General features: G+C 45.8%; 20 protein-coding genes and 4 tRNA genes. 11 read left to right on the top strand and 13 right to left on the bottom strand.

Translation table 11 applies throughout. The annotated features are described in order from the left end of the window. Positions 1-10: 10 nt before the first annotated feature. Positions 11-1,759 (bottom strand): gamma-glutamyltransferase, encoded by a 1,749-nt coding sequence (gene ggt, locus ACXAGP_RS07950; protein ID WP_475260952.1) that lies wholly within the window; start codon positions 1,757-1,759, stop codon positions 11-13. Positions 1,760-1,842: 83 nt separating this feature from the next. After that, positions 1,843-2,607 (bottom strand): enoyl-CoA hydratase, encoded by a 765-nt coding sequence (locus ACXAGP_RS07945; protein ID WP_475260631.1) that lies wholly within the window; start codon positions 2,605-2,607, stop codon positions 1,843-1,845. A 100-nt stretch (positions 2,608-2,707) separates the two neighbouring features. Between ACXAGP_RS07945 and rrtA the strand changes: the two genes are divergently transcribed. Beyond that, positions 2,708-3,313, top strand: coding sequence for a rhombosortase (rrtA, locus tag ACXAGP_RS07940; RefSeq protein WP_475260629.1), 606 nt, complete (start codon positions 2,708-2,710; stop codon positions 3,311-3,313). Between the two features lie 21 nt (positions 3,314-3,334). On the opposite strand, the gene ACXAGP_RS07935 is transcribed toward rrtA, so the two are convergent. Then, positions 3,335-5,833, bottom strand: coding sequence for a S9 family peptidase (locus ACXAGP_RS07935; protein ID WP_475260627.1), 2,499 nt, complete (start codon positions 5,831-5,833; stop codon positions 3,335-3,337). Between the two features lie 547 nt (positions 5,834-6,380). Between ACXAGP_RS07935 and ACXAGP_RS07930 the strand changes: the two genes are divergently transcribed. Further along, on the top strand, positions 6,381-6,926 hold the full coding sequence (locus ACXAGP_RS07930) for a glutathione peroxidase (protein WP_475260626.1): 546 nt from the start codon (positions 6,381-6,383) through the stop codon (positions 6,924-6,926). A 131-nt stretch (positions 6,927-7,057) separates the two neighbouring features. Here the strand turns inward: ACXAGP_RS07930 and ACXAGP_RS07925 are convergent, their stop codons facing one another. Continuing rightward, positions 7,058-7,669 carry an FMN-dependent NADH-azoreductase gene (locus ACXAGP_RS07925; protein WP_475260625.1) on the bottom strand — a complete coding sequence of 204 codons (612 nt, stop codon included), beginning with the start codon at positions 7,667-7,669 and terminating at the stop codon, positions 7,058-7,060. Between the two features lie 334 nt (positions 7,670-8,003). Here ACXAGP_RS07925 and ACXAGP_RS07920 point away from each other — a divergent pair. The 5 genes from ACXAGP_RS07920 to ACXAGP_RS07900 all read left to right on the top strand — a co-directional run bounded on the left by ACXAGP_RS07920 (position 8,004) and on the right by ACXAGP_RS07900 (position 9,923). Beyond that, a tRNA-Met gene (locus tag ACXAGP_RS07920) sits at positions 8,004-8,080 on the top strand. 6 nt (positions 8,081-8,086) lie between these two features. Beyond that, positions 8,087-8,171: transfer RNA gene (locus ACXAGP_RS07915), tRNA-Leu, on the top strand. 8 nt (positions 8,172-8,179) lie between these two features. Beyond that, a tRNA-Gln gene (locus ACXAGP_RS07910) sits at positions 8,180-8,254 on the top strand. A 34-nt stretch (positions 8,255-8,288) separates the two neighbouring features. Further along, positions 8,289-8,363 (top strand) — tRNA-Gln (locus tag ACXAGP_RS07905). Positions 8,364-8,492: 129 nt separating this feature from the next. After that, a complete protein-coding gene (locus ACXAGP_RS07900) occupies positions 8,493-9,923 on the top strand; it encodes an alanine/glycine:cation symporter family protein (RefSeq protein WP_475260624.1) in 1,431 nt (476 codons plus the stop codon). A 45-nt stretch (positions 9,924-9,968) separates the two neighbouring features. Here ACXAGP_RS07900 and ACXAGP_RS07895 read toward each other — a convergent pair whose 3' ends face one another. From ACXAGP_RS07895 to ACXAGP_RS07855, 9 genes are all read right to left on the bottom strand, one after another. Beyond that, on the bottom strand, positions 9,969-10,145 hold the full coding sequence (locus ACXAGP_RS07895) for a hypothetical protein (protein ID WP_475260623.1): 177 nt from the start codon (positions 10,143-10,145) through the stop codon (positions 9,969-9,971). Beyond that, positions 10,142-11,296, bottom strand: a complete 1,155-nt coding sequence (locus tag ACXAGP_RS07890; protein ID WP_475260622.1) for an FAD-dependent monooxygenase — start codon at positions 11,294-11,296, stop codon at positions 10,142-10,144. Before ACXAGP_RS07890 ends, ACXAGP_RS07895 begins: the two co-directional genes overlap by 4 nt. Position 11,297: 1 nt before the next feature. Next, the gene (locus tag ACXAGP_RS07885) at positions 11,298-11,681 is read right to left on the bottom strand and encodes a cupin domain-containing protein (RefSeq protein WP_475260621.1); all 384 of its coding nucleotides are present in this window, start codon (positions 11,679-11,681) and stop codon (positions 11,298-11,300) included. A gap of 84 nt (positions 11,682-11,765) precedes the next feature. Next, positions 11,766-13,019 (bottom strand): TolC family protein, encoded by a 1,254-nt coding sequence (locus tag ACXAGP_RS07880; RefSeq protein WP_475260620.1) that lies wholly within the window; start codon positions 13,017-13,019, stop codon positions 11,766-11,768. Further along, entirely contained in the window at positions 13,010-13,768 is a 759-nt protein-coding gene (locus tag ACXAGP_RS07875) for an efflux RND transporter periplasmic adaptor subunit (protein ID WP_475260951.1), read from the bottom strand. The genes ACXAGP_RS07880 and ACXAGP_RS07875 overlap by 10 nt, the downstream gene beginning before the upstream one ends. Further along, positions 13,768-15,840 (bottom strand): hypothetical protein, encoded by a 2,073-nt coding sequence (locus ACXAGP_RS07870; RefSeq protein WP_475260619.1) that lies wholly within the window; start codon positions 15,838-15,840, stop codon positions 13,768-13,770. The genes ACXAGP_RS07875 and ACXAGP_RS07870 overlap by 1 nt, the downstream gene beginning before the upstream one ends. A gap of 3 nt (positions 15,841-15,843) precedes the next feature. Beyond that, entirely contained in the window at positions 15,844-17,838 is a 1,995-nt protein-coding gene (locus ACXAGP_RS07865; RefSeq protein ID WP_475260618.1) for a GAF domain-containing protein, read from the bottom strand. A 156-nt stretch (positions 17,839-17,994) separates the two neighbouring features. Continuing rightward, positions 17,995-18,123 carry a hypothetical protein gene (locus ACXAGP_RS07860; protein WP_475260616.1) on the bottom strand — a complete coding sequence of 43 codons (129 nt, stop codon included), beginning with the start codon at positions 18,121-18,123 and terminating at the stop codon, positions 17,995-17,997. 34 nt (positions 18,124-18,157) lie between these two features. After that, a complete protein-coding gene (locus tag ACXAGP_RS07855) occupies positions 18,158-21,355 on the bottom strand; it encodes a beta strand repeat-containing protein (RefSeq protein WP_475260615.1) in 3,198 nt (1,065 codons plus the stop codon). Positions 21,356-21,877: 522 nt separating this feature from the next. Here ACXAGP_RS07855 and miaB point away from each other — a divergent pair. The 4 genes from miaB to ACXAGP_RS07835 are packed head-to-tail and all read left to right on the top strand — an operon-like array spanning position 21,878 to position 25,821. After that, positions 21,878-23,308, top strand: a complete 1,431-nt coding sequence (miaB, locus tag ACXAGP_RS07850) for a tRNA (N6-isopentenyl adenosine(37)-C2)-methylthiotransferase MiaB (RefSeq protein ID WP_475260613.1) — start codon at positions 21,878-21,880, stop codon at positions 23,306-23,308. A gap of 12 nt (positions 23,309-23,320) precedes the next feature. Further along, positions 23,321-24,382, top strand: a complete 1,062-nt coding sequence (locus ACXAGP_RS07845; RefSeq protein WP_475260612.1) for a PhoH family protein — start codon at positions 23,321-23,323, stop codon at positions 24,380-24,382. Continuing rightward, a complete protein-coding gene (ybeY, locus tag ACXAGP_RS07840) occupies positions 24,382-24,906 on the top strand; it encodes an rRNA maturation RNase YbeY (RefSeq protein WP_475260611.1) in 525 nt (174 codons plus the stop codon). Before ACXAGP_RS07845 ends, ybeY begins: the two co-directional genes overlap by 1 nt. A gap of 33 nt (positions 24,907-24,939) precedes the next feature. Next, the gene (locus ACXAGP_RS07835; RefSeq protein ID WP_475260610.1) at positions 24,940-25,821 is read left to right on the top strand and encodes an HlyC/CorC family transporter; all 882 of its coding nucleotides are present in this window, start codon (positions 24,940-24,942) and stop codon (positions 25,819-25,821) included. Positions 25,822-25,831 lie beyond the last annotated feature (10 nt).

The raw sequence follows: 25,831 nt of genomic DNA, 5'->3' as shown, positions 1-25,831 counted from the left end.
TGCATTTGCACTATTGCCCTACAGCAATGCCTTCTCTTCTTGGGTCAGCCCCACCTATCAGTCGCCCGTTTTTAATCTGAATTCCGTGTAAACCACTATTTAAATCGATAACTTTAAGTTTTTGGTGGCCTTTTGCTTTGAGCTCTTCAGCCAACTTTTCAAGTGCAGTGCCCCTTTCAAGCGCGGTATAGTCATTGCGATTAGTAAATCTAGGCAAGCTAATCGCCTGTTGAACATCCAGTTCCCAATCCAACACCGCCATAATGGTGTGTGCCACATAGTTAATAATACGACTGCCGCCCGGAGAACCAATAACTAATACCAGGTTATCTTTCTCATCAAATACCATGGTAGGTGACATGGAGCTTCTGGGGCGTTTGCCTGGCTCTACCCGGTTTAATACTCTGTTTGCCCCGTTAGAAGGTTTAAAGCTGAAATCCGTCATCTGATTATTCAAAAGAAAGCCTTCCACCATTAACCCCGAACCGAAGGCATATTCTATACTGGTGGTCATGGATACCGCGTTGCCTTCCTTATCAACGATTGAAATATGGCTGGTATTGGGTAACTCGTAGGCACCGTCATTCTGTAAAAATGCCTCTGAATAAGCGGGCCCCGGCCGTGCATAACGTATATTGCTGTCCAGCGATATCTGCTCTGCGCGGCGAGTGAGATAGCTTTGATTAATCAAAGCTGCGACGGGTAAACGGGTAAAATCGATATCAGCAATGTAGGTATTTCTGTCGGCAAATGCCAGTTTCGATGCCTGCGTGAACAAATGAATGGCTTCAACGCTATTGGGGGAATAATTTTGCATCTCAAACCCTTCCAACATCTTTAAAATCTGCAACACTGAAATACCGCCTGAGGCCGGTGGTGCCATGCCACATATCTTAAAGCGTTTGTACAAGCCACAAATGGGATCCCGCTTAAGCGCCTGGTAATCCGCGATATCTTTGACACTCAGCTTACCTGGTCTGATAGAGGAGTTCTGCACAGTTTTAGCGATGCGATTTGCCAGCTCTCCTTTATAAAAATAGTCTGCACCTTCGAGCGCTATGCCATGAAAGGTGCGAGCAAGCTTGGCATTTTTGCGCTTAAAGCCAGCTTTAATCGGTTTACCACCGGGGTAAAAATAAATATTGGTATTGGTGAATTTTTTCAGTCCCGGATGGATATCCAGCCCCACCAATTTTTCCAGTCGCGGCGTAACCTGAAACCCTTCTTCAGCAATGGCTGCGGCATCTAAAAAAAGTCGCTGCCAATCCAACACACCAAATTCATTATGAGCCAATTCCAAGGCTCTTAAAACACCGGGCACGCCAACCGAACTGCCGCCAACGACGGCTTCTTTCCAAGGCATGGGTTTGTTGCCCCGCATAAATTCTATGGGGCTAATGGCCGAAGGCGCTGTTTCCCGGCCATCAAAGGTATGCAATTGTTTGTTTTTATTATCCCAATAGAGAATAAAGGCACCACCGCCTATGCCGGAAGATTGAGGCTCTACCAAAGTCAGCATGGCCTGGATAGCTACCGCTGCATCTATGGCACTACCGCCTTCGTTGATGATTTTTTTGCCTACCCAGGACGCATAAGGGTGTGCAGCCACCACCATATATTTTTCACCTGAAACCGCAGCTTTGGTTTTATAACCCGTTGCGGCTTCAGGCTCTCCGTCTTCTCTTGGCTTTTTATTGGATTGTGCAAAAGCGAACTGGCTTACAACAATCAACAATAAAACAGGCAGGATGGTTTTCAACAAATCAACAAATCCTCTAAATGCAGGTCATAATTTGACGCCGAATTATACAACACAATCGTTAGTTAAAGGTCTTTTTGAGGCTAGCGATACCTCGAAGGATCCGGCTTGCGCTTCTCCAGGAAAGCTGAAAAAGCCTCTTTCGCCGCCTCAGACTTGAGCTGTTGTACAAAAACGTCAATTTCAGTGTCTATTTGCAAGTTTACTTTATCTGCCGAAGATTTCATTAATGCTTTCGTCTGCTTTAGCGCCATTGCTGGTTTTTTGGCCAAACTGGCAACCACTTTCTCACAGGTACTTTCTAAATCCTGTGTCGCCACTACTTTATTGACCAAACCTTGGTTTTCCGCTTCAGACGCATCAAATGACTCCCCAAGCATCAACCATTCCGACGCTTTTCGGTGCCCCACCAATTCGGGCAATAGTAAACTTGATGCATACTCCGGCACTAATGCTAAATTAATAAAGGGCAGTGAAAAAATTGTCGTGTTATCGCAGTACACGAAATCACAGTGTAAAAGCATGGTGGTGCCTATCCCCACTGCCATGCCTCTAACTTGCGCGATCACTGGCATGGGAAACGAGGACAATGCCTGCATAAAGGCCAAAGTAGATGCCAACTCATCTTTTCCTTGTACTTTAGCAAATTGGCTCAAATCATTGCCCGCGGTAAAATGCTCTCCAGCACCAGTAATCAGTACCGATTTGATCTGTTCATTATCGCGATGAGCATTCAATGCATCAGCCAACTGTTGATACATCTCAGAACTCAGGGCGTTGCGTTTTTCTGGGCGATTCAAGGTTAGCACCAGACAGTGCTGTTGTATTTCTATCAAAATCAGTGACATAGGGATCCGTTATTCTGTTAAACTGAAGTTTAAATTAGAGTATGCCAACATAAACCCTGCAACGCTGTGATGCAATTGCTACCGAGATAAAATCGATTTTATGTCCAGATTTCAGTTACCCGTGCAAATGGAACATTGGTTCATGTTCTTGCAAATCGGTATCTGTACCACCGTCTTATTCATGATAGATGAGTCGGTACATCATTTACTGAATTACAATAACCTGATGATTACAGCTGGTGAATATTGGCGAACGATTTCCGGCCATCTGTTACATACCAATTTTTACCACTTGTGTCTTAATCTTGGGGGCCTGTTTCTGTTGTGGGCATTGCACGGTGAATATTATCGCCCTGCCCTGTTATTAGGTTTGTTCATTAGCATTGCAGCCGGTATCTCCGCAACCATGTTGCTGTTTTCAGATATTACCCTCTATGTGGGATTATCCGGTGTTATTCATGGGTTATTCGTATGGGGAGTGATTCATGACATCAAACATAAGGATCCAACTGGCTGGCTATTACTCATCGCGATAATCGCTAAGATTGTTCATGAGCAAATAGCCGGAGGAGATGCACATACAGCGATGCTGATAGAAGCCAACGTTGCTTTTGATGCTCATTTATTTGGTGCTATTACCGGAATGCTATGTGCTTTCATTTTCAAACCTGCAACAGAAATAAAAAAGGCACCCGAAGGTGCCTGAGTTGGTCAGCTATTTCGCGCTCTATTTCACATGGGTTTCCATGAGCTTATAAATGCGTCGATATTCATCCAGCCAGGAAGTTGGCTCTCTGAAACCATGAGGTTCTACCGGATAAATAGCCGTTTCAAAATCTTCCTTTTTCAACTCAATCAAACGCTGTACTAAACGCACAACATCAACAAAAAAGACGTTGTCATCCACCATCGGAGCATTAATCAACAGTGGTTTGTTCAAGCCTTCAGCAAAGTAGATGGGGGAGCTGCGCTCAAATGCGATGGGATCGACATCGGGAATATTCAGAATATTCGATGTATACGGCGTATTGTAATGAGCCCAATCAGTTACCGGACGCAGCGCAGCACCCGCCTGGAATAATTCAGGCTGAGTAAACAACGCCATAAATGTCATAAAGCCACCGTAAGAGCCACCATAGGTACCCACTTTGTCTCTATCCACTCGGGCATTTTCCACTAACCAGTCAACGCCATCTTGCAGATCCTGAATTTCTGGGGTGCCCATTTGGCGATAAATAGCTGTGCGCCAATCTCGGCCGTATCCCATTGAAGCGCGGTAATCCATATCCATCACTATGTAGCCTTGTTGTACAAGGAAACTGTGGAACATAAACTCCCGGAAATAACCAGACCAGCCTAAATGGGAATTTTGTAAATAACCCGCTCCATGATTAAAGATAACTGCCGGATATTGCTTTTCTGAACTCAAGTGTTTGGGCATGTAAACACGCGAATATATCGGACTCTCAACGTGATCTGATGCAACGGGCACTATTTGTGGGGCCACCCAATCGTAAGCCAGAAATTCATCACTCACAGTATGAGTCAAACGCGTAACCATGGCTTGAGGCTGTGCTGATTGTAAATACAACTCTGGCGGTAAGGTTAATTTGGAGTGATGCAATAACAAGGATTTTTCATCCGGGCTCAGCGCGTAATAGGTTTGGCCATTGAGGTCGGTCATGCTTTCTATCTTGCCAGATATCAACGCCACTCGATAAATCTCATAGATACCGGGGTGCTTTTTGTTGGCCTGGAAATAAAAATAGTTGTCGTCTTGGGTAAGCGTGAGCTCGTCCACTTCGTAACTACCCGGCGTAAGGTTGTTCGCTTTGCCGTTCAGCGGCTTTGTATATAAGTTGGCAAAACCGGTTTCTTCAGACAGGTAATACAGTGAATCGCTGTTATTCAACCAGCCAAAACTATTAAATTTGTAGTTTATCCAGGCATTATCATGCAATCGATGTTGCTGTTGCAATACCTTGTCCTGCCAGTCTACTGTCGCTATCCAGCGGTCTTTGTTGTCCCAAGCCTCCAGCATGATCGCCACGTTTGTGCCTTCAGCATTCCATTGAATGGCACTTTGATCCCAGTACCAGTCCACCATTAAACCAATAGCTCTGGGCGCCTTTTCACTCTCGTACTCTTCACCTTTACGGGCGGCATTTTCTGCCTTAACACTGGCTAATACATCCTCATCAAAACCATCAAGCGCGTCATACTCCAATTTGTGTTTTTCTTGAGTGTTGAGATCCAGAAACCAGATTTGATGCTCAACCGGTTCGGCATCTGCCACTCTGGCACGCACAGATTCGGCTTTAATACGGCCATTATCTTTGATGTAGTTGGGCATAATATCGTCATCGGAGCGAGACTCACCCGATTGGCGATTAACTACGATAGCTTTGCTAAGATCTGGGGATACGCTGACTTCCACCAGTTCCATACTGCTATCAAAATAGAAGACGTTTTGGTTTACCGTGGGGTTCGACTGCTTTACCGCTTTATTGTGTTCGAAACGCTGTTTGCGCTTATCTCGCTCTGATGCGACATATTGAATAAGTTTAATTTGCTCTTCAGCGATATAATCTGCTGGCTCTTCTAGCGCCTGAGGCTCTTTAGCATAATGCCAGGCCAACAATTGTGATACTTTTCCACTCTCCATGGCAATCAGGTACACCGCACCCGCATCTGAATAAATCAGATCGCCTGAAGAACTGAACTTTAGATCATAAGGCGAGCCCAGGTGCTGCGTATGCTGCTGCACTTCTGCTGTTGCCAAATTTTTACTGTAAACACTATTATTTGCGATCCAGGCTACGATTGTTCGATCCGGTGAATAGACCAATTCATCACTGATAGAAAAATGCTCCTGTATTGCTACCTTCTGGCCATTTCCTGCTTCAGAATTTAGCGTGTCTATGGACCAAAGATCGTGAATCGGGGTGCCTGCTTGCTTTCGACTGTAGTACACAGTACGAGAATCATCGGCCCAAAAATAATTACCAGGCTGACGCCCTAACCAATCAGGATCCGACATAATTTTTTCTAAAGTAATGCCTTTTGGTTCAGCCTGATTCGCCATTTGCGCAATAACAGGTGGCACAGATGTAGGCTGCAGAGCCATAGCAGAAGCGGAACCAGCACTATCCGCCGTGGCACCGCAGGCCGTTACTAACACAGCAGTCGCTGACAAAAGTGTTAATTTAAATTTCCTGGAGAACATAAATATTCCGTCGTTTATTGATTTTTTATCGCAGCTAATTAAAGCTGCAATCTAACGCAGTTGCAAACGGTCTTATACCAATTCCAATAAACATTTGCACACTCAGCGCAACCTCAGGGACATTAGTTCGAGGCGTGCGAATGAAAGAATACTGGTGGTCTTGTGAACTTCGCACAACAAAGACAAAAGTTTCGGGAAAACTTTTGAACAGCTTTCGCTGGTCTGCGAAGCAGGTGATATTCAGGGATGAATATCATAAATAATGTTTCTGAGGCGCGTCTTCGATGGGGCTGAAAAGCATTTATACGGTGTTGGATGTTTTTGATTTATCCCTACATGGATGTAGGTGATTAGAATAACGCAGGAGCAGTTATCGAGCCCCACTAGACCTTTAAACATCCGTCTTGTCTAAATGCTTTTCATCTCCCACTGAGTTGGGTAAATGTTTATTGGAATTGGTATTATGATAATTACAAATTATCTAACAATTGATCCGACATTGGACAAATGAAGTACCATTGCTAAACAAAATAAAGAGAACTCCTCAATGAAAAAAATACTCGGTCTTATTTTATTTTCCGTTCTTTCGGTCAGTCCGGTGATGGCCTCAGATTGCGCAGCTCCACTTAAGCACTTAAAGCGCAAATTGAATAGCCAGGAAACCGTCAACTTGTGTGCAGAATTCGGTAATAAAGCCGTACTCATCGTTAACACTGCCAGCTACTGTGGCTTTACCCCGCAATTTGAGGGTTTGGAAGCGCTATATTCAGAATACAAAGACAAAGGATTAGTGGTGCTGGGTTTTCCTAGTCACGATTTCAATCAAGAAGATGAAGACGAAGCTAAAACGGCGGAACTGTGTGAGTTGACCTATGGGGTTAAATTCCCGATGTTTGAACCGCTGCATGTTAAAGGCGACGATGCTGATCCCCTATTTCGCCAGTTGGCCAAAGCTACGGGTACTGAACCAAAATGGAATTTTTATAAGTACCTGATAGACAGCGATGGTAAAACCATTACCAGCTATACCTCCTATACCAAACCGCAAGATCAAAAATTTATTGACGATATCAACAGCGCCTTGCCCAAGTAAGCTTATTTTAGAGCAAAAAAAAGCCCCGTTATATACAACGGGGCAATAAGCACACTCAACTTGGAACACACTTTAGCTAACGGAGCTGTTATCGGGGAGATAACAACGTCAGCTTTGCTAACTGCAATAGTTTAGGCACCTCTTTGACCAATTAGTTCAATAATTTTTTCATTTGCTTTTGCAAAAGCTTCAGATGCTGACTCTTCCCCCATCGCCAACCCTTCCGCATAAATGAATTCCACATCAGTTAAGCCAACAAAAGCGAAAAAGTCTTTCAGGTAAGTTGTCTGAGTATCTTTTGGCGTACCGGCATACATGCCGCCACGAGCAGCCAACACATATACTTTTTTATCGCTCAACAAACCTTGAGGGCCATTTTCAGTATATCTAAAGGTAACCCCTGCTCTGGCAATGCGATCGATCCAAGCTTTCAGAGCTGAAGGAATGCCAAAGTTATACATGGGTACGCCCAGTACCAAGGTGTCGGCTTTTTTCACTTGTTCTACATAATTATCAGAGATACCAGCCAACTGATGTTGCTTTTCGCTGCGTTGCTCAACTGCTGTCATCCAGGCTTGCATTTCTTCAGATGACAAATGCCCCAATTGTTCTTTATCTAAATCCAGTTCCTTAAGGGTAATCTCCTCTTTCGCAGCCAGAGCATCAATAAAGCTCTGCACAAGTTTGTTAGAGTTACCCTGTTCACCATTAATACTGCTGTTCACCACTAATACATTGCTCATAATAAGGTCTCACTGTGTTGTTAATTTCAGTAAGATTATTATTAGTTACATTTTTTAGATTTAAAATCGCAATAAATTGCAGCTAAATACCTATTTTTTAGAAAAAAGAGCTATTTCCGGTTTTGTTTTGATGTTTCCTGCCAATTTAAAACCAGATTATTGTGGGATTTATCCTCCGTTTCTGACCAAAGGGTTAATTTTCCGTCACAAAACCGCTAGTTTTTGTACGATTTGTACATATCAGCAGCAGTTAATAAATTTGTCATAAAAAGGGGTTGACCTGATAAAGGGAGATGAGCATAATACGCGCCACTCGACGAGAGGTCGGGTTAAAGGCTAAGTAGCTCAGCTGGTTAGAGCACATCACTCATAATGATGGGGTCGCAGGTTCGAGTCCCGCCTTAGCCACCAAATTCTGCGGAAGTGGTGAAATTGGTAGACACGCTGGATTTAGGTTCCAGTGCTTCACGGCGTGAGAGTTCGAGTCTCTCCTTCCGCACCATACATTGTTGGGGTATAGCCAAGCGGTAAGGCAGCGGGTTTTGATCCCGCCATTCGTTGGTTCAAATCCAGCTACCCCAGCCACCTTTTTTAGATAGCAGCGTTTGCTGTTATCTATTGGGGTATAGCCAAGCGGTAAGGCAGCGGGTTTTGATCCCGCCATTCGTTGGTTCAAATCCAGCTACCCCAGCCAAATAAGAACGCCAGACATTGTCTGGCGTTTTTTATTTCTCAATCAAAAATCTGTTCTAACCAGTTTCGTCTGGACATCTCCTTTCACAGAAGTCAGTATTGTTGCCAAAAAACAATAAGGTCAAATATTTTGGTAAACGATATTGTTTCAGCCATCAATGGTGTGCTTTGGGGCAGCACCATTTCTCTCCCCGGAATTGGCGGGGTCCCGATTCTCATTCCCATGCTGGTTTTTGCTGGTTTTTGGTTTTCCGCCAAGTTGGGATTTTTGCAATTCCGTCACTTTGGTCACATGTTTTCGGTGATGAAAGGCAGTACCAAATCCGACGAATCAGGTATTTCTTCTTTTCAGGCACTCTGCACGAGTCTCTCGGCCCGAGTGGGCACGGGAAATCTGGCGGGTGTAGCTGTCGCTATATCTCTAGGTGGTGCAGGTGCCATCTTCTGGATGTGGATGATTGCGCTATTAGGTATGGCAACCGGCTTCGCGGAAAGCGTTTTAGGACAGTTGTATAAAGTCAGGGATGAAAAAGGCGAATTTCGTGGTGGTCCGGCTTATTATATTCAGCAAGGTCTGAACAAGCGCTGGTTGGCTATCGCCTTTTCCCTTTGTCTGTTTCTTGGTTATGGATTTATCTTTAGCGCAGTACAAGCCAATACCATTACCGACGCACTCAATAATGCCTACGGCATTCCCACTTTTTATAGTGGTTTAGTGATCATCTTAGTGGCAGGCGCTATCGTTATTGGTGGGCTCAAAAGAATCGCCACCTTTGCTGAATACATTGTGCCTTTTATGGCTGTGGCCTACGTCGCAACCGCACTGATTATCACCTTACTCAACATTCAACATGTTCCTGCTATCCTGGGTGACATTATCAGCTCGGCGTTCGGCTTACACGAAGCAGGTGCTGGTGCCTTAGGTGCTGCAATAAAAAATGGTATCCAACGAGGCTTGTACTCCAACGAAGCAGGTTCAGGCAGTGTGCCGCATGCGGCCGCGGGCGCTACACCAAACCCCAACCATCCGGTATCACAAGGATATGTACAAATGTTGGGGGTGTTTATCGATACCATGATTCTGTGTACCTGTACTGCGGTTATCATTCTTCTGGCAGGCGGCTCGCAAAGCGATCAAATGGAAGGCATTCGTCTGACCCAATCGGCAATGGAAAGCCACTTAGGTGAAATCGGTGCTGATTTTGTCGCCGCAGCAATAAGCCTGTTTGCCTTTACCTCAGTTGTAGCTAACTATGCTTATGGTGAGAGTAACTTGCACATGTTTAAGCTTGACCACAAGGTAGGACGAACAATCTATACAACAGGCTACCTGGCCATGATTTTATGGGGCTCCAGTGCGGCCTTACCGGAAGTATGGGCCATGGCGGATATGGCTTTGGGTATGATGACGGTTATTAATATTATTGCCATTGTTATGTTAACCCCCACCATAGTAGCAATCAGTCAGCATTATTTTGACAAGCGGGATGCCGGTGAGAAACCGGAATACAAAACCGGCGAGTGTGAAATTCAAGGCGAAACTGAAAAAGGGATCTGGTAGTAATTATTGCAAGTTTAATGCTCTGAAGCAGGTGTAAATCCTGCTTCAGAAAAATGCCATATTAAGTAGCTGCAATACCAGCATAATGCCCACCAATGGCCATATCCAGCGAGTGATCTTGTTTAATTCTTCTGGCGTGTGGCGCTTACCGTGCTTTTCCACCAGGGGCACCACAATAAACAGTGCCAGGAACAGCAACCCCAATATTATAAAAACTGTCATAACGTTGTACCTATCCCTAAAGCCCGTTTAAGTGCAATTGTTTTAAGTGGACCACTGCGCTCTGCCAAAAACAATCCCACATTTCGTATGCCTTTTAATATTGGATTGGAATCGCAAAATGCAAGGTTAAATGCGTCCATTGCTGACATCATCAAAGTATTTTCCTTGCGCCGCGCCTTTTCATAGCCAGCCAATTGCGCCTGTAGCGGTAAATTTGGGTTGACCTGTAATAGCGCTTTGACGTCTTGAAAACCAATATTAACCCCCTGCCCGGCTAATGGATTGATATTGTGGGCAGCGTCTCCGCATAGTACCACTCTTCCCCTGTAGTATTGATTGGCATGATTGCGTCGAATCGGAAAACTGCCTTGCTGTAATATCTCGAAATCACTATGCAATGCTGGGAACGCAGCAAGCAATTGCGCCTTTAATTGTGGCTTGTTGAGTTTCATTAATTCATCTACCCGATTAGCATCGTGGTACCAAACCAAGGTAGCGAAGTGATCAAACAAGGGTAAATAGGCCATAGGGCCATCTTCACTAAACTGCTGAAAAGTATGTGCTAAACTAGGCTCATGAGTCCGAATATTCACTGACAATACTTTCTGTTGGTACTGCCATCCGGTTTCACCTAGTTCCACACTGCGTCTGACTGCTGAAAAGCCTCCGTCAGCGGCAATCACCAAAGAAGCAGATTGCTCTTGACCATCAAGATTACACAGCCCCAAATCGGCATCAATAACCTCACCTGAAGTAAACCAGGTCAATTGAGTCTCAAAGTTTTGCAATGCTTTATGCAATGCCAGTTGCAGGTTGAGGTTCTCCATGATGTGTCCAAGCCAACTCACTTGTACCTGTTCACAATCAAATTGTGTTTTGGCCTGCGGCATTTCCCACACAGAAAGCTGTTTATACGCCTGCACTCGTTGGCTCAACAGATACTGCCAGGCTCCCAGTTGCGTTAACAGTTGTTCAGATCCAAGGCTAATGGCAGAGACTCGAAGTTCTGGCTCTGTGCCAGCTTCGATTTCCTTAGGTAAAACCGGTTCAACGATGGCAATTTTGTAGCCCTGTTTGGCAAACCCCAAGGCAGCTGCAGCCCCCACCATGCCACCACCAAAAACCACTACATCAAAATCATGCCTACTCATATTAAATCCATGTTTGCTCTGCTAAGGTTTTAGTCTGCTCCGTGCTATGTGTTCCAGTATGTTGTGTGCTTTTGGGTTCCAACATCATGAAATGCGTCTCTTCATCAGCTTCCGGGCAGTGTTGCATGCCTTGAGGAACAACAAATAATTCACCTGGTTTTAGTACTACGGTATGCTGTGCCTGATTATCAGGTCGAAGATGCAGTTTTAACTCACCCTTAAAAACGATAAAGAGTTCGTCTTCATGATCATGGCAGTGCCACACCAACTGCCCCTGCCCTTTGGCAATTTTAATCAGCTGCTGGTTAGCTTCTCCTAAAACCTTAGGTGCCCATAAATCATCAAATAATGAAAACTTTTCAGCAATATTAATTTTCTTAAGCATGCTCGCACATCTCAATTGGGAGGAAACAGGAAAGCTCAATTATATCAAAGCTTTGGGCAAGTGCGGCAGAATCTTTGTAAGCTCCTATTTTTCAACACCCATGGCAAAGTCTAGTTGCGCTAAAGCGCTAAAGAAGTCGCCTCTGGCGGCTAACAAATCATTGCGTGTGCTGGTTAACAAGTCTTGTGCATCCAATACATCATTCGCAGTGCTCAATTGCTCCTTGTAACGAATCTCCGTTACCCGGAAGTTTTCTTCGGCCTGATCCACCGCCTGTTCCAACACTGCTATGTTTTGCTTTGCCTCCTGCAATGCCAGCCAGGCATTGTGGGTTTCCTGTTGCACCAACTCTCTGGTTTGCTGATGGCTTTTTTGCGCGATTTCAATCGCATGAAGGGCATTACGATTCTGATTGCGGACGGAGAAGTTGTCCCACAAGGTCCAATTCATGTTAATACTTAGCTGGGTATTTCTCGAGGAGTCAGCAAAATCAAACTGGTCTGAGAGGTGGTTTTGCGTCAACCTCGCCGTTAGTTTGGGAAAATACCCAGAACGCGCACTTTGCTTTTCGTTGCGAGCAATTTGAACAGCCACTTGAAGCTGTTTAAGATCGGGCCGATTGGCCAGTGCAGTGGACAAACTCTGCCCTAGTTCCGCTGCCGAATTCACCTCGTAAGTTTCCTCTAGCGGCTGGATATCAACCAGAATATTTTGATTCAAAAGTACGTTCAGATTGGTCAAAGTTCGTTTTACTGTATTCTCGGCTATCAACCTGGCCTGTTCTCCGCGTGCCACGCGCACATCAGCTTGCAATAAATCATTGCGCCATATCTTGCCATTCGCATACAAATGTTGAGCATTATTGCGGTGTTGTTTCAAGCGCTCAAGCGAAGCCTTAGCTTCTTTTGCAAGCGCTTTGTCAGTAATCAATTGAAACCAGGCCTGCTTGACGTTAAACACCAAAATTTGTTTTTGTCGCAAGTATGCCAACTCAGCAGTCAATGTGCGCAGCTCACTCACTTTCCAGGCGTGCCACACGGCAGGGTCATACAATACCTGGCTTAACTCAAGTCGAGCGGAATAATCACTACTGTTGAGTAGCTGCTGATTATTACTTAGTTGCTCGTTGCGATTTGCCGTAAGGTTAACGTCAGGAAACAGCTGCCCAAAGGCAGTTCGCTCATTATTGTAGGCGGTTTGCAATTGCTCCAGGGCAATTTGATAATCTAAATTCTGCTTAAATGCCTTTTTTAATACTTCCTCTAAGGTCTCGGCACTGGCCAATTCAACTATCAGCAAAACGCTGAGCACCAAAAACCTGACTAACCTTAAAACCATGCTTTAAGCTCCACATAACGTCCCGAAATCAACATGGTTTCATCAGTTTCCACAGTCCAGATGACCCTGCGCAAACCGCTGGAAGGTTGTAAAAGAGGGAATAAACGCTTTACTGTCGCGGTACCAATTGCTTTACCAGCAAATAAAACAGTTGTGCTGTCTCCGGGAGATAATGTTTCGGTATATTCAGGAGGCACATCCAGCGACATACTCAATGCTCTCAAGGATGCAAATTCCAATATCGGATCACCAGGCTGCGCCCACTCACCGATGGAAATCTTGCTATTGGCCACCACACCATCGAAGGGAGCAACAACGATTGCTTGCTCTACGGCCAGTTCTGCCAGCTCCAATTTCGACTGATTTACCGCCGCTTTCGCTTCAGCGGTTTTAACCGAAAACTCAGCTTCAGTGAGAGCGATATCAGATAGTATATTCTCCTGCACCAAACGGCGGCTTTTTTCCAGGCTGTGATTTGCTGCCGCCAACTCAGCGAGTGATGACTGGTACATGGCCTGTGCCTGAATCATCTCTGCATTCAGCTTCGTAGCGTTAATTTGAATAAGGGTTTCCCCTTTTTTCACTTCAGTGCCATCTGGTGCTATCCACTCCACCTGTCCTTGCTGCGCTACGGATAGTTTGGCCTGTTGCGCGGGCACCACAACCCCCCTGAGATGCACTGACGTTAGGGCATCGCCTAGGGCCAATTGTGTAATTAAAAGCAGTGCACAAGTGAATACAAATTTCATCACAACCATAAATCCGCTCTAAAGAACTTTCTTATTTTAAAAACAAAATGCTGCCACAGAGGCCGCTTTTCTCCGTATATCTTAGCTTCACCGCTTATTCCCACCGGCAGATAGTCATCACCATCCCATCCATCTATCACCATGCGCACCAACACTTTTTGCTCTACACCATCAGATTTTGCCAGTGCAGAAATCACCTGAATCTCAGCATCTAATACGTCACTTAGCTGAGCATTAAGTTTAATTTTAGCTTTATCTCCCGGGGACAGGTAGGACACATCACGCTGATCAACAATGGCATCAAAATAGCGACTATCCTCTGACAACAGCCTTAGCACTTCTTGTTGCTCTGAGAAAAAACGCCCTTGAATAAGATCAGGTGATAAACCTTCCACAGACCAGTTACCCTCAGGTGCATTCACCTGTAAAGCTTGCAATTTCTGTTCTGTGGACAGTAGTTTTTCTGCCACCAGCCCGAGCTCAATAGCCAATCTCGCCTGAGGTGAAGATTCATTTTCCAGCATGGCTGCAACCTTTTGGCCCTGCAACTCCATCTGTCTCGCTTCTAGCTCCTGCTTTAAAATAGTCAATTCAGGCGAGGCCATTTGCAGAAATGGTTCCCCTGTCTGTAACTCCAACTTTTTTCTATCTGAATAGTTTGCATTGACCACAAAGGCATTTGCCGGGCTATAAACAACATGAGTATCGGCCGAGATTTCTCCGTCGGAATACAAGGTCAAGTTGGGTTGCCAAAAAATCGCAACCAATAGAGCAACCAAACTACAGGTTAAGGTTCTAATTTTCCTATTCCGCCCCTGCCACAGATGTAGCCGGGTCCATTGCACAATTGTCATTAACCAATTTCCTGTAATGGATTTAATCAATCTATAGGCAAGATATAAAAAGCCTATAATGGCGAAGAAGCCCAACTGAGCATAAACAAACTGATATCCTAGCCAGGCGATAAAGGACAACATCAGCGTCATATATACCGCCACAGCCGTACCGTAAATCCAATAAACCCGTCTCTCCCTTGGCGTCGGATTAAGGGGTTTTTCATCGTCACTATTGAAAAGTGTAGTTTTAAGATTCCATGAAAACCAGGCCAGAGAGTTTTGTCGTAAATTTTGCATTTCCAACCAATCTGTCAAAATGTAATAACCGTCAAATTTGAGCAAAGGATTAAGGTTGATCAATAGGGAACTTGCTGTGCCAATAGTCATTAACACGAATGCGATATAACCAATGGGGTTGTAGACATCCACCAGCAGCCAAATCATTGTCGCTAGCGCCGCCAATAAGAGTTCCACCCAGACACCGGCAAGGGCCACCTGAATTTTGTGGGTTTTGTTTTCGAACAGCCATGCATCGTTGACATTGCAATACAGGCAGGGCTGAAAACACAGTAGAAGAAATCCCATTTCATGCACGTCACCGCCATAATACTTGCAAGTGAGTCCATGGCCGCATTCATGCAACGCAATGGCGCAAAGTGCGATCATCCAGATATAAATCACACCGCTTACCTGGGTTTGCAGATAAACTTGGGTAAAGTCTTGAGCAAAACGTTCAGCATTAAACAATATCGTGATAAAGGCCAACAAAATAAAGCCCGCTTGTAATTTTAACGCTTGCGGTGACCACATAAATCGAATGGATTCGATGATATTGTCAAACCACTTATTGGGATTAACCAGCTGAAAACGCATCATCAAGACACTACCCTTTGCCTGAATTAGCGACTTCTTTCGTTCATCTCTGATGCGCTCCAATAATGCGACATTTTCTTCTTGTTTAGTCCGTTTCAGTATTTGGTAATCTTTACAGGCGTGATATACCGATTCTGCAGCATCCACATCAAATTCATACAACTCTGAAGTTTCATTAAAGCGCTCAACTATGGCAGTGAGATCGTGCACGCCATCAAATAACTTGATCAGCTCCATCTGGGGCACACTAAACCGATAATACTCTTGCTTATCCGGCTCTTTAACCACAAAGCTGACGTCACCTTGCTGCACAAAGCGACGAACTTTGACTTCTTCTCTCAATGGCGCGGGTATGGCACTCAAGGATTACAGCCCAAACGTATAAATAAAGAAATTGCGCAATCTTCGCCAGTAGCGCTGCACTACTGATGTCTCTGGCGTATATATCAGAGCTTGTCCGGTCATCCCTGGCAGTACTTTGTAATCAGAGTTAGTAATCAATACCTCTGCCACAAAACCGGTTTTAAGTTCACTGGTATCTACTTCCTCTTCCGTTTCGAGTATGGTGGTGGGAACTTCGTAAGACCGCCCTACATGCAGGACTTTGCCATACACGTACTCACCGGGACGGGCTCTCAGTACCGCTCTGACATCTTGCTCCAGTTGCACATCCATGATGTCTTCTTCAGCAACATGTACCACGAGTCGGAATTTATCGGGATTGGCGATGCGAAAAATCTCTGTACCCTGCCCAAAGAAGCGTCCCATCAATTCGCCAACATTGGTGTTTAGCACGACACCTGAGATGGGAGCAACGATTTCTGTATTGCTTAAATCACTTTGCAATTTGACCACCTTGGCCAGAGTGGATTCACGTTGAATAATGGCATTGGATAAAGCGAAACTGTCTTTTTCAGCCCGAGCCTCAACAATCTGCCGCTCCGCTATCGCCATTTGTGCCTGAGCCTCAGTCAGTGCAAGCCGTATGGCAGTTTTATCCAGCTCGGCCACAACGTCGCCGGCATTTACGGATTGTCCTTCACGTACAAGAATGTTGCTGATCCGACCGTCTACGGGAGTGAAAATACCTCTGCCTAATTGCGTTTCTACCGTTGTGGGGGCAGAAACCCACCGCAAAACCGGTAGAAAATGAAAACTCAATAACAGAGTGGCAAGTGTGCCAGCAATAATAGCTGCGCGCTGACCTTTGTTTTTAAACCACTTAATCGTTGCGTCTTTTAAACCCTTTAGCGACTTGCGATTGGTGATGCTGTTGAACAAGCTAGCATTGCGCAGCGCGACTGTCGCTTGTGACGCCATAATATGCAACAAATCCCCCTTGCCGCCGTCAGCAAAATGAGGACTTTTACTTTCAAACCAAAGTACCCCTAAAACGCCTTCCTCATCTCTAATAGCGATAGACCAAAGACTCTGTACGTCCTGTGCTCGCATATACTTAACCCAATCGTTCAGTTTGCCCTTTTGACTGGCGATGTAGCGTTCGCGATCTGCAACATAAACTGAGCGTTCAAGATTTTGAACCTGTTTCATTAATGCCAGCATTGCAACTTGTCTGGCATCTGCGGCATCGACTTTTTGGCCACCGGATATAACACTCATAGAGAGCGTTTGATCATCATTCAATAGCGCAATAGCACCAAGGGAGAGGTCCACTAACTCATTTGTACGGTTAACTACCAGATTAAGTACCTGATCCATATCCAGTGAGGATACCACCTCATTGGAGATACTCATCAGCGCGTTCATTTCCTTGACTTTGCTTTCCATCTCCATCAATCGGGCGTTCTTTACTGATATTGCAGCGCTTACCGCCAGGTCTTTCACCAGTTCACAGTCATTGGTATCAAACTGTCCATCGACACCGTGTTTTTTGTTGACGATTTGGATAGCACCATAGGACTCACCATCAATAATCAAGGGAACACAAATCATGGAATGCGTAACAAAACCGGTTTTTTTATCTACCGTTTGAGAGAACTCTTTGCTGCGGGCGCAATTAAGAATAATTTTTGATTTTTGGGTTTCGATGACGGTACCAACAATGCCGACTCCAAAGTCCAGCTTTAACCCGATTACGCCATTTTTAACCGGTCCTTCAGCGAGTAAACAAATATTCTGTTTAGTTTTATTATCTGTAATCCAAAAAGAGCCAGCCTCTGCGTCAAGCGCATTTAAAATACGGTCAAAGACAATTTGCATTAGGTGTTTTACGTCATAGGCTTGACCGATGAACTCGTGGGTTAATTTTCGGGAGGTGGACAGTATTTTTATTTTGCGGTTTAACTCACTAATCTCTTTACTGGTATTATTCGAGCTCTGCCCTCTCGTTCTGCTTGCCATGCTAAAACCCTGTTACCCCACGCTTGTTAGATATGCAAATTAAGTATAGTGGCTTTAAATCAAAGTAAGGGGTTTTATCTGACATAATTGCCATTTTTATCAAGGCAATAAAAAGGCGGGTAATTAACCCGCCTGATTATTAGAGCCTGTTAATCTTTACTGGGCATTGGCTCGGGCTTTCGCTGTCTGCGCTCTGGCAGCCAACTTATAACCGTTAACCTTCGCGCCAGCCACTGCTGCTAATGCTCTTTGTTTAACACGATCAGCTTTTGTTACTTTAGCCATAATATATTCTCCGTTAATTAAAACATTCAGCCAATTAAGGCATTTCATCAAACACTAAGGTGACGGTGCCATCACCATTATCGATTACTTCCGCAACAGGCCAACTCTGGATGGTATAATTACCATCGGCATCAGGGCCGGTTGCTTCTGGTGGAATACCACCTTCCCATTCACCCACCATATCGCCAGATATGACAAAGGTGCTACTACCTAAATCAACGTCGCTCATGTCGATGGGTAAGGTCCAACTGGTGGGGCCATCTTCATCGTAATCGAGTCCCCACTCGGCAGGATCAGAGCCTCCTTCAAACAAGGGCAAAATGAACTCATTGACATAACCGTTGGGATCCGGTGGCGTCGTACCATGCACTCCGCCATCTGATGGTTCGCCATCGCCAGGCTCAGAACCATCACCGTCAAACGGTGCTTCGCCCGCATCCCAGGTATCCACCGTACCATCTGGGTAGGTTACGCTGCCCGAACCGTCTGAATTCATCACCCAGGTAGTACCATCAGGGTCAGTGTGTGTGCCTGAACCATCGGCATTCCAACTACCATAACTGCCATCGGCATTGGTATATGTCCCAGAGCCATCGGCATTATAGGTACCGAAACTGCCATCATCAGAGCTCCATTCTCCTGAACCATCCGCGTTCCAGCTACAGGAATTACCTTGACCATCATCCCATGTACCGCCGCCCTGGCCATCCCAGGTTTCAGTTGCACCATCGGCATAACTAATGCTGCCTGAACCATCGGCATTCCAGGTTTCTACCGTGCCATCAGCATAAGTGACTGTACCGGAACCATCTTCGTTAATTTGTTCATCAACGATGTCACCGTGATCATCCATTTCACTGCCAGGTTCCATCCACTCATCGTCGGGGCCTTCGCCTTCCGGACCTTCATCTCCTGGGCCGTCACCAGTCCAATTTCCATCCGCATCCCAAGTGTCTACCGTGCCATCAGGATAGGTTATCGAACCAGAACCATCTGCATTTTGCTGATAAACGGTTCCGTCCGGATCAGTATGAGTGTAAGAACCATCACTATTATAGGTACCGTGGCTGCCATCACTGTTGGCATAGCCACCCGAGCCATCGGCATTGTGATAGCCACTACTGCCATCGGAGGAAGTCCAGGAGCCAGAGCCATCGGCATTCCAGGTATAGGTATTTCCTTGACCATCATCCCAGGTACCACCTCCTAAGCCATCCCAAGTTTCCGTTGCCCCATCGGCGAAAGTAATGCTGCCGGAACCATCAGGATTAAGGGTTTCAACCGCACCATCAGAATAAGTAATGACCGTTGCACCAGCATCATTAACATACTCATCCACAATTTCAGGCTCAGGATAGCCACCATCATCACCGTGTTCACCTGCGGTGCCATCATCACCTTGCTCCCCAGCTGTACCGTCGTGAGTACCGCCTTCAGGGTTGCCTGAAGAATCCCATGTCTCAGTGGTGCCATCAGGATATGTCACTGAGCCCGAACCGTCAGCATTGAACTGGTAAACTGTGCCATCAGCCTCAGTGTGTGAGCCAGAGCCATCGGCATTCCAGTAGCCATAACTGCCATCAGAGTTAGTGTAACCGCCAGAGCCATCGGCATTGTGGTAACCGCTACTGCCATCTGACGCCGTCCAACTACCAGAACCGTCAGCATTCCACTGTGCGGTATTGCCCTGACCGTCATCCCAGGTACCGCCTCCTTGACCATCCCATGTCTCTGTAGAGCCATCCGGATAGACCATAGAGCCGGAGCCATCTTCATTCCAGGTTTCAACTGTACCATCTGGGTGTGTTGTCGTGCCCGACTCCGGTTGTTCTTCCGCACCTTCAGAAGTGCCTGTATCACCACCTTGGGGATCGCCTATTGGATTACCCTGCGAATCCCACTCTTCGACTGTACCGTCAGCATAGGTTATCGAGCCTGAGCCATCGGCATTCTGTTGATAAGTTGTGCCGTCTGCTTCTGTGTGAGTATAAGAACCATCAGCGTTGTAAGAGCCATGACTTCCATCGGCGTTGGAGTAGCCACCAGAGCCATCGGCATTGTGATAACCACTGCTGCCGTCGGCTGATGTCCAGGAGCCCGAACCATCGGCATTCCATGTACTGGAATTACCTTGGCCATCATCCCAGGTGCCACCGCCTTGTCCATCCCAAGTTTCCGTTGAGCCATCAGCATACTCAACGCCCCCGGAACCATCTGCATTCCAGTTGTAAACCGTGCCATCAGCTTCAGTATGCGAACCAGAACCGTCGGCATTATATTCGCCGTGACTGCCGTCGGCATTACTGTAACCGCCAGAGCCATCAGCATTGTAGTAACCACTGCTGCCGTCAGCATTGTTCCAGGTTCCAGAGCCATCGGCACTCCAGGTGCTGGAATTACCTTGTCCATCATCCCAAGAACCACCACCTTGACCATCCCAGGTTTCAGAAGAACCATCTGGATATTCCACTGAACCAGAGCCATCTTCGTTCCAGGTTTCTACAGTGCCATCGGGATGGGTGGTTGTGCCTGTTTCGGATCCTTCTTCGCCGCTATCACCTGCCGGCGGTTCACCGCCAGTGTCCCCCGGGTCGCCACCAGAATCACCACCGACTGGATTACCCTGCGCATCCCAAGCTTCACTGGTGCCATCGGGATAAGTAATCGAGCCTGAGCCATCGGCATTGCCCTGATAAATGGTACCGTCAGCTTCGGTATGACTATAAGAACCATCTGCGTTATAACTACCGTGACTACCATCGGCGTTGTTATAACCACCTGAACCATCGGCATTGTGGTAACCACTACTGCCATCTGATGAGGTCCAGGAACCCGAGCCATCGGCACTCCATTGAGCTGTATTGCCTTGCCCATCGTCCCAGGTACCACCGCCTTGACCATCCCATGTCTCCGTCGAGCCATCGGGATAAACGATGCTACCAGAACCATCTTCGTTATAGGTTTCTACGGTACCATCTGGATGAGTAACAGTGTTACTACCATCGGACGTTTCACCCTCTCCGCCAGGAGGAGGATCGCCACCTTCATCTCCTGGAGGGTGGTCGTCTCCTCCCGGAGGTGGATCGCCATCATTATCTGCAGTGGGGGCATCATTTGATTCAATACCGAGATCGCCAACCAAACCGCCTATACCACCGGGGGCAATGCGATCTTCAAGTTTTTCGATTGAGGATTCGACTTTTTGTTTTTTCGGACCTTTGTCATCTGTCATAACATTCTGCTCCTGAGACAGGTTCTTTAGGGTAAGTCACGCTATTTCCATGAGAATTAGAGATTTTCCATCACCTCTTTTTAGCGCAATCAAACCACCTGGGAAGGCAGAAGACATTGATAAATTTGCGCCATGTTTTGTTTCAACTCTAGAACAGAAATCGCACAATTCAACTTCATATTTAGAATTTACTGGTGGTTTTGGGAATCACTTCACAATATTTATATCCTTGTATGAAAAAACATACCCGATACTAGTTTTTGCTGGCTTGTTTCCATGGTTAAACGAATGAATTGAGGGTAAAAATACCGCCCTGAACCGACAATGTTCAAAGAAATAAAAATGGCCCCCTGTGCCAATGAATAAATCCCTATAAAAATAAGGGCTTCTATCGAGAAAATGATTCTCACTAAATAACTGGCATCTGGCGGCAATAGCTTATAAAATACGCGCCCTTTTTTTGAGTACAATCTCAAATCAAACGGGTAAAATGTGTAATATTTAAGAGCTGAGTGAGTGGACATGAGTAAGAAGCTGTTTATCAAAACATGGGGCTGCCAAATGAACGAATACGATTCGGAAAAAATGGCGGATTTGCTGGATAGCACCCATGGTTATTCCCTTGCAGAAGAAGCGGAAGACGCAGATGTCATTCTGCTCAACACCTGTTCCATTCGCGAAAAGGCTCAAGAAAAAGTATTTCATCAGCTGGGTCGCTGGAAAAATCTGAAGAACCAAAAACCGGAGCTGGTGATTGGTGTCGGTGGCTGTGTCGCCTCTCAAGAAGGTGATGCCATACGCCAACGGGCACCCTTTGTAGATATTGTCTTTGGTCCGCAAACATTACACCGCTTACCCGAAATGATCTCTCAAGTGCAGGCTGGTGAGCAAGCGGTAGTAGACATCAGCTTTCCGGAAATAGAGAAGTTTGATCGCCTTCCCGAACCTCGTGCTGAAGGACCGACCGCGTTTGTGTCTATCATGGAAGGTTGCTCTAAGTATTGTAGTTTCTGCGTTGTTCCCTACACTCGTGGCGAAGAAGTGTCTCGCCCGGTGGACGATGTCATTTTTGAAATTGCTCAGTTAGCAGAGCAAGGCGTACGAGAAGTCAATCTACTGGGTCAAAACGTGAACGCCTATCGCGGTGAAAACTACGACGGCAGTATTTGTCGATTCGCTGAGTTACTGCATCTGGTTGCAGCTATTGATGGCATAGATCGGATTCGCTATACCACTTCTCACCCGGTGGAATTCACAGACGACATCATCGATGCCTACGAAACCATCCCTGAATTGGTAGATCATTTACATTTACCAGTACAAAGTGGTTCAGACCATATCCTGGCAATGATGAAGCGCGGTCACACTGCTATTGAATACAAGTCTAAAATTCGACGTCTGAAAAAAGTTCGTCCGAATTTGAGCATGTCTTCAGACTTCATTATCGGATTTCCAGGCGAAAGCGATCAAGACTTCGAAGACACAATGAACCTGATCCAGGCCGTGGATTTTGACCTGAGTTTCAGCTTTATCTACAGCGCCAGACCAGGTACGCCTGCGGCCGATGTACCTGACGATGTCAGCGAAGAAGTGAAAAAACAACGATTACACCTGTTGCAACAGCGCATTAGCCAGCAAGCACAACGCATAGCTCGCAATATGGTAGGTACGACTCAGCGGGTTTTGGTGGAAGGTCCTTCTAAAAAGAACATCATGGAATTGTCTGGCCGCACAGAGAATAATCGCGTTGTAAACTTCGAAGGCACACCTGATATGGTGGGCAAATTTGTGGATATCGAAATCACCGATGTATTCGCAAACTCTTTGCGAGGCAATGTAGTGCGTACCGAGGAGCAAATGGATTTGAGAATTGCCACAACCCCAGAAAGCATTCTTGAAACGCGTCAGGATAAAACCGACAGCCTTGGCGTTACTCAGTTTCAACCCAATTAAAAAGATAAGCCATTGAGTAGTTTACTAACAACTAAAGACATTACCCTTGAACCAATCGACAACCGTCGCCTGTCCAGCCTTTGTGGACCATTTGACGATAATATCAAGCAAATCGAGAAACGGCTTGGTGTCGAAATAAGTTATAACAGCACCAGTTTCAAAGTTACCGGTAAAGCATCTCAGGTGGATGGTGTTTTGCAACTGTTGAAAGACTTGTATGTGGAAACCCAACCTGTAAAAAGTGAGTTTCCCGAACTGGAACCAGAACAAGTGCACCTGGCAATCCAGGCCAGCAGCGTGCTGGAGCAAAATCGCAGCGAAAGTTGGGGCAAAGAAGTCCACATTAAAACCAAACGCGGCGTTATTAAGCCACGCAACCCCAATCAATCGCAATACCTGATGAACGTGGTGCAGCACGATATCACCTTCGGTATTGGTCCGGCAGGTACTGGTAAGACTTACCTCGCTGTAGCTTGTGCCGTCGAAGCGCTGGAACGTCAAGAGATACGCCGTATATTGCTCACCCGCCCGGCCGTGGAAGCGGGCGAAAAACTGGGCTTCTTGCCTGGCGATTTATCACAAAAGGTGGATCCTTACCTGCGCCCACTGTACGACGCTTTATTTGAGATGTTGGGCTTTGAAAAAGTAGAGAAACTTATTGAGCGCAATGTTATCGAAGTGGCGCCACTTGCCTACATGCGTGGGCGCACTCTCAATGATGCGTTTATTATTCTGGATGAGAGTCAAAATACCACAGTAGAACAGATGAAAATGTTCCTCACGCGTATCGGTTTCAATTCCAAGGCAGTCATTACAGGTGATATCACTCAGATAGACTTGCCTCGAGGAGTCCGCTCCGGACTGCGTCATACCATTGAAGTTTTAAAAGACGTGGATGATATTTCCCTCAACTTCTTTACCGCAAATGACGTTGTACGTCATCCTGTGGTAGCTCGTATCGTTCAAGCTTATGACAAGTTTGAACAAGAAGAAGCGCGTTTACAAAAAGAGAAAAAAGAGCAAGCACGTATTGAAAAGCTAAACGCAACCGGCAGTGGAGAAAAAGAGCAATAATGACGATGCAACAAACTGATGAAAATCGTCTTATTGCCAATGTGGATATCCAGCTGGCGGTAGAACACCCTCCAGAGGAAGCCTTAGTGGCATCCTTTAGCGAATGGATAAACAGAACACTAATTAACGTGCAAAAATCTTTGCTGGCTAAGTATCCTCAAAATGAGCCTCTGGAGCTGACGGTTCGCATTGTGGATGAACAAGAGAGTCAGTCTTTAAATGACACTTACCGCGGCAAAGACAAACCCACTAATGTATTGTCATTTCCTTTTGAGCAACCTCCAGGTTTAAATTTACCTTTGTTAGGTGATCTGGTTGTCTGCCAATCGGTTGTTGCACAAGAAGCAAAGCAGCAGAAAAAAGACATCTCAGCCCATTGGGCACACATGTTAGTGCATGGTACCTTGCATTTATTAGGTTATGACCATATAAACGACCAAGAGGCGGAAGAAATGGAACGCCTTGAAGTTCATATTTTAAACAGTTTAGGTATTGACGACCCCTATCAAGATCATGAATTATAGGGCGCCAGCCAACAAAGGAATTATGTCACAGTCATGAGTAACGACGACAACCCACACTCTACCAACGGTTCTTCTGGTAAGAGTTGGTTAGAAAAAATCATTCAAACCTTCACAGGAGAGCCCAAGAGTAGAGAAGAGCTGGTTGAGGTTATCAACGAGGCTGAACTACAAGAAGTAATCGATCCCGGTACTCGCGAAATGATCCACGGCGTACTGGAAGTTGCCGAAATGCGGGTAAGAGACATTATGATCCCGCGAGCACAGATGGTGACCATTGATATCAATCAATCGGTTGCTGAGTTTCTCCCTTTAGTCCTGGAGACGGCACATTCTCGCTTCCCTGTTGTATCCGAAAACAAGGATCACGTCGAAGGCATTTTATTAGCCAAAGACCTGCTCAAGTACGCTTTTGGTGAAATGGAGCAATTTGAGCTGAAAGACATTTTACGTCCGGTGGTTATCGTACCCGAGAGTAAAAGAGTTGACGTATTACTCAGAGAGTTTCGTCAACACCGCTATCACATGGCTATCGTTATTGATGAATACGGCGGCGTATCTGGACTTGTCACCATTGAAGATATCCTGGAACTCATTGTGGGTGAAATCGAAGATGAACACGATGCCGATGATGAAGAAACAGAAGATATCAAAGCACTTAACACCTACACCTACTCCGTAAAAGCGCTGACTGCGGTAGATGATTTTAACCGCTACTTCAATACCGACTTTGATGAAGAACAAGCTGATACCATAGGTGGCATTGTGCTTAATAGTTTTGGTCATATGCCCTCCAAAGATGAAACCATTGTGATCAATGAAATTGAGTTTAAGGTGAATAACGCTGATGGCAGGCGCCTCATACAATTGAAAGTGACGTTACCTAGAGTACCTGCCAAAAACCTTGCCAGTGCTTAAAAAACCTTAT

The sequence above is a fragment of the Planctobacterium sp. AWM4_229 genome (genome assembly GCF_056160305.1).
The sequence above is the reverse complement of the archived record's forward strand: the minus strand, read 5'-3'. Positions and strand labels throughout refer to the sequence as shown.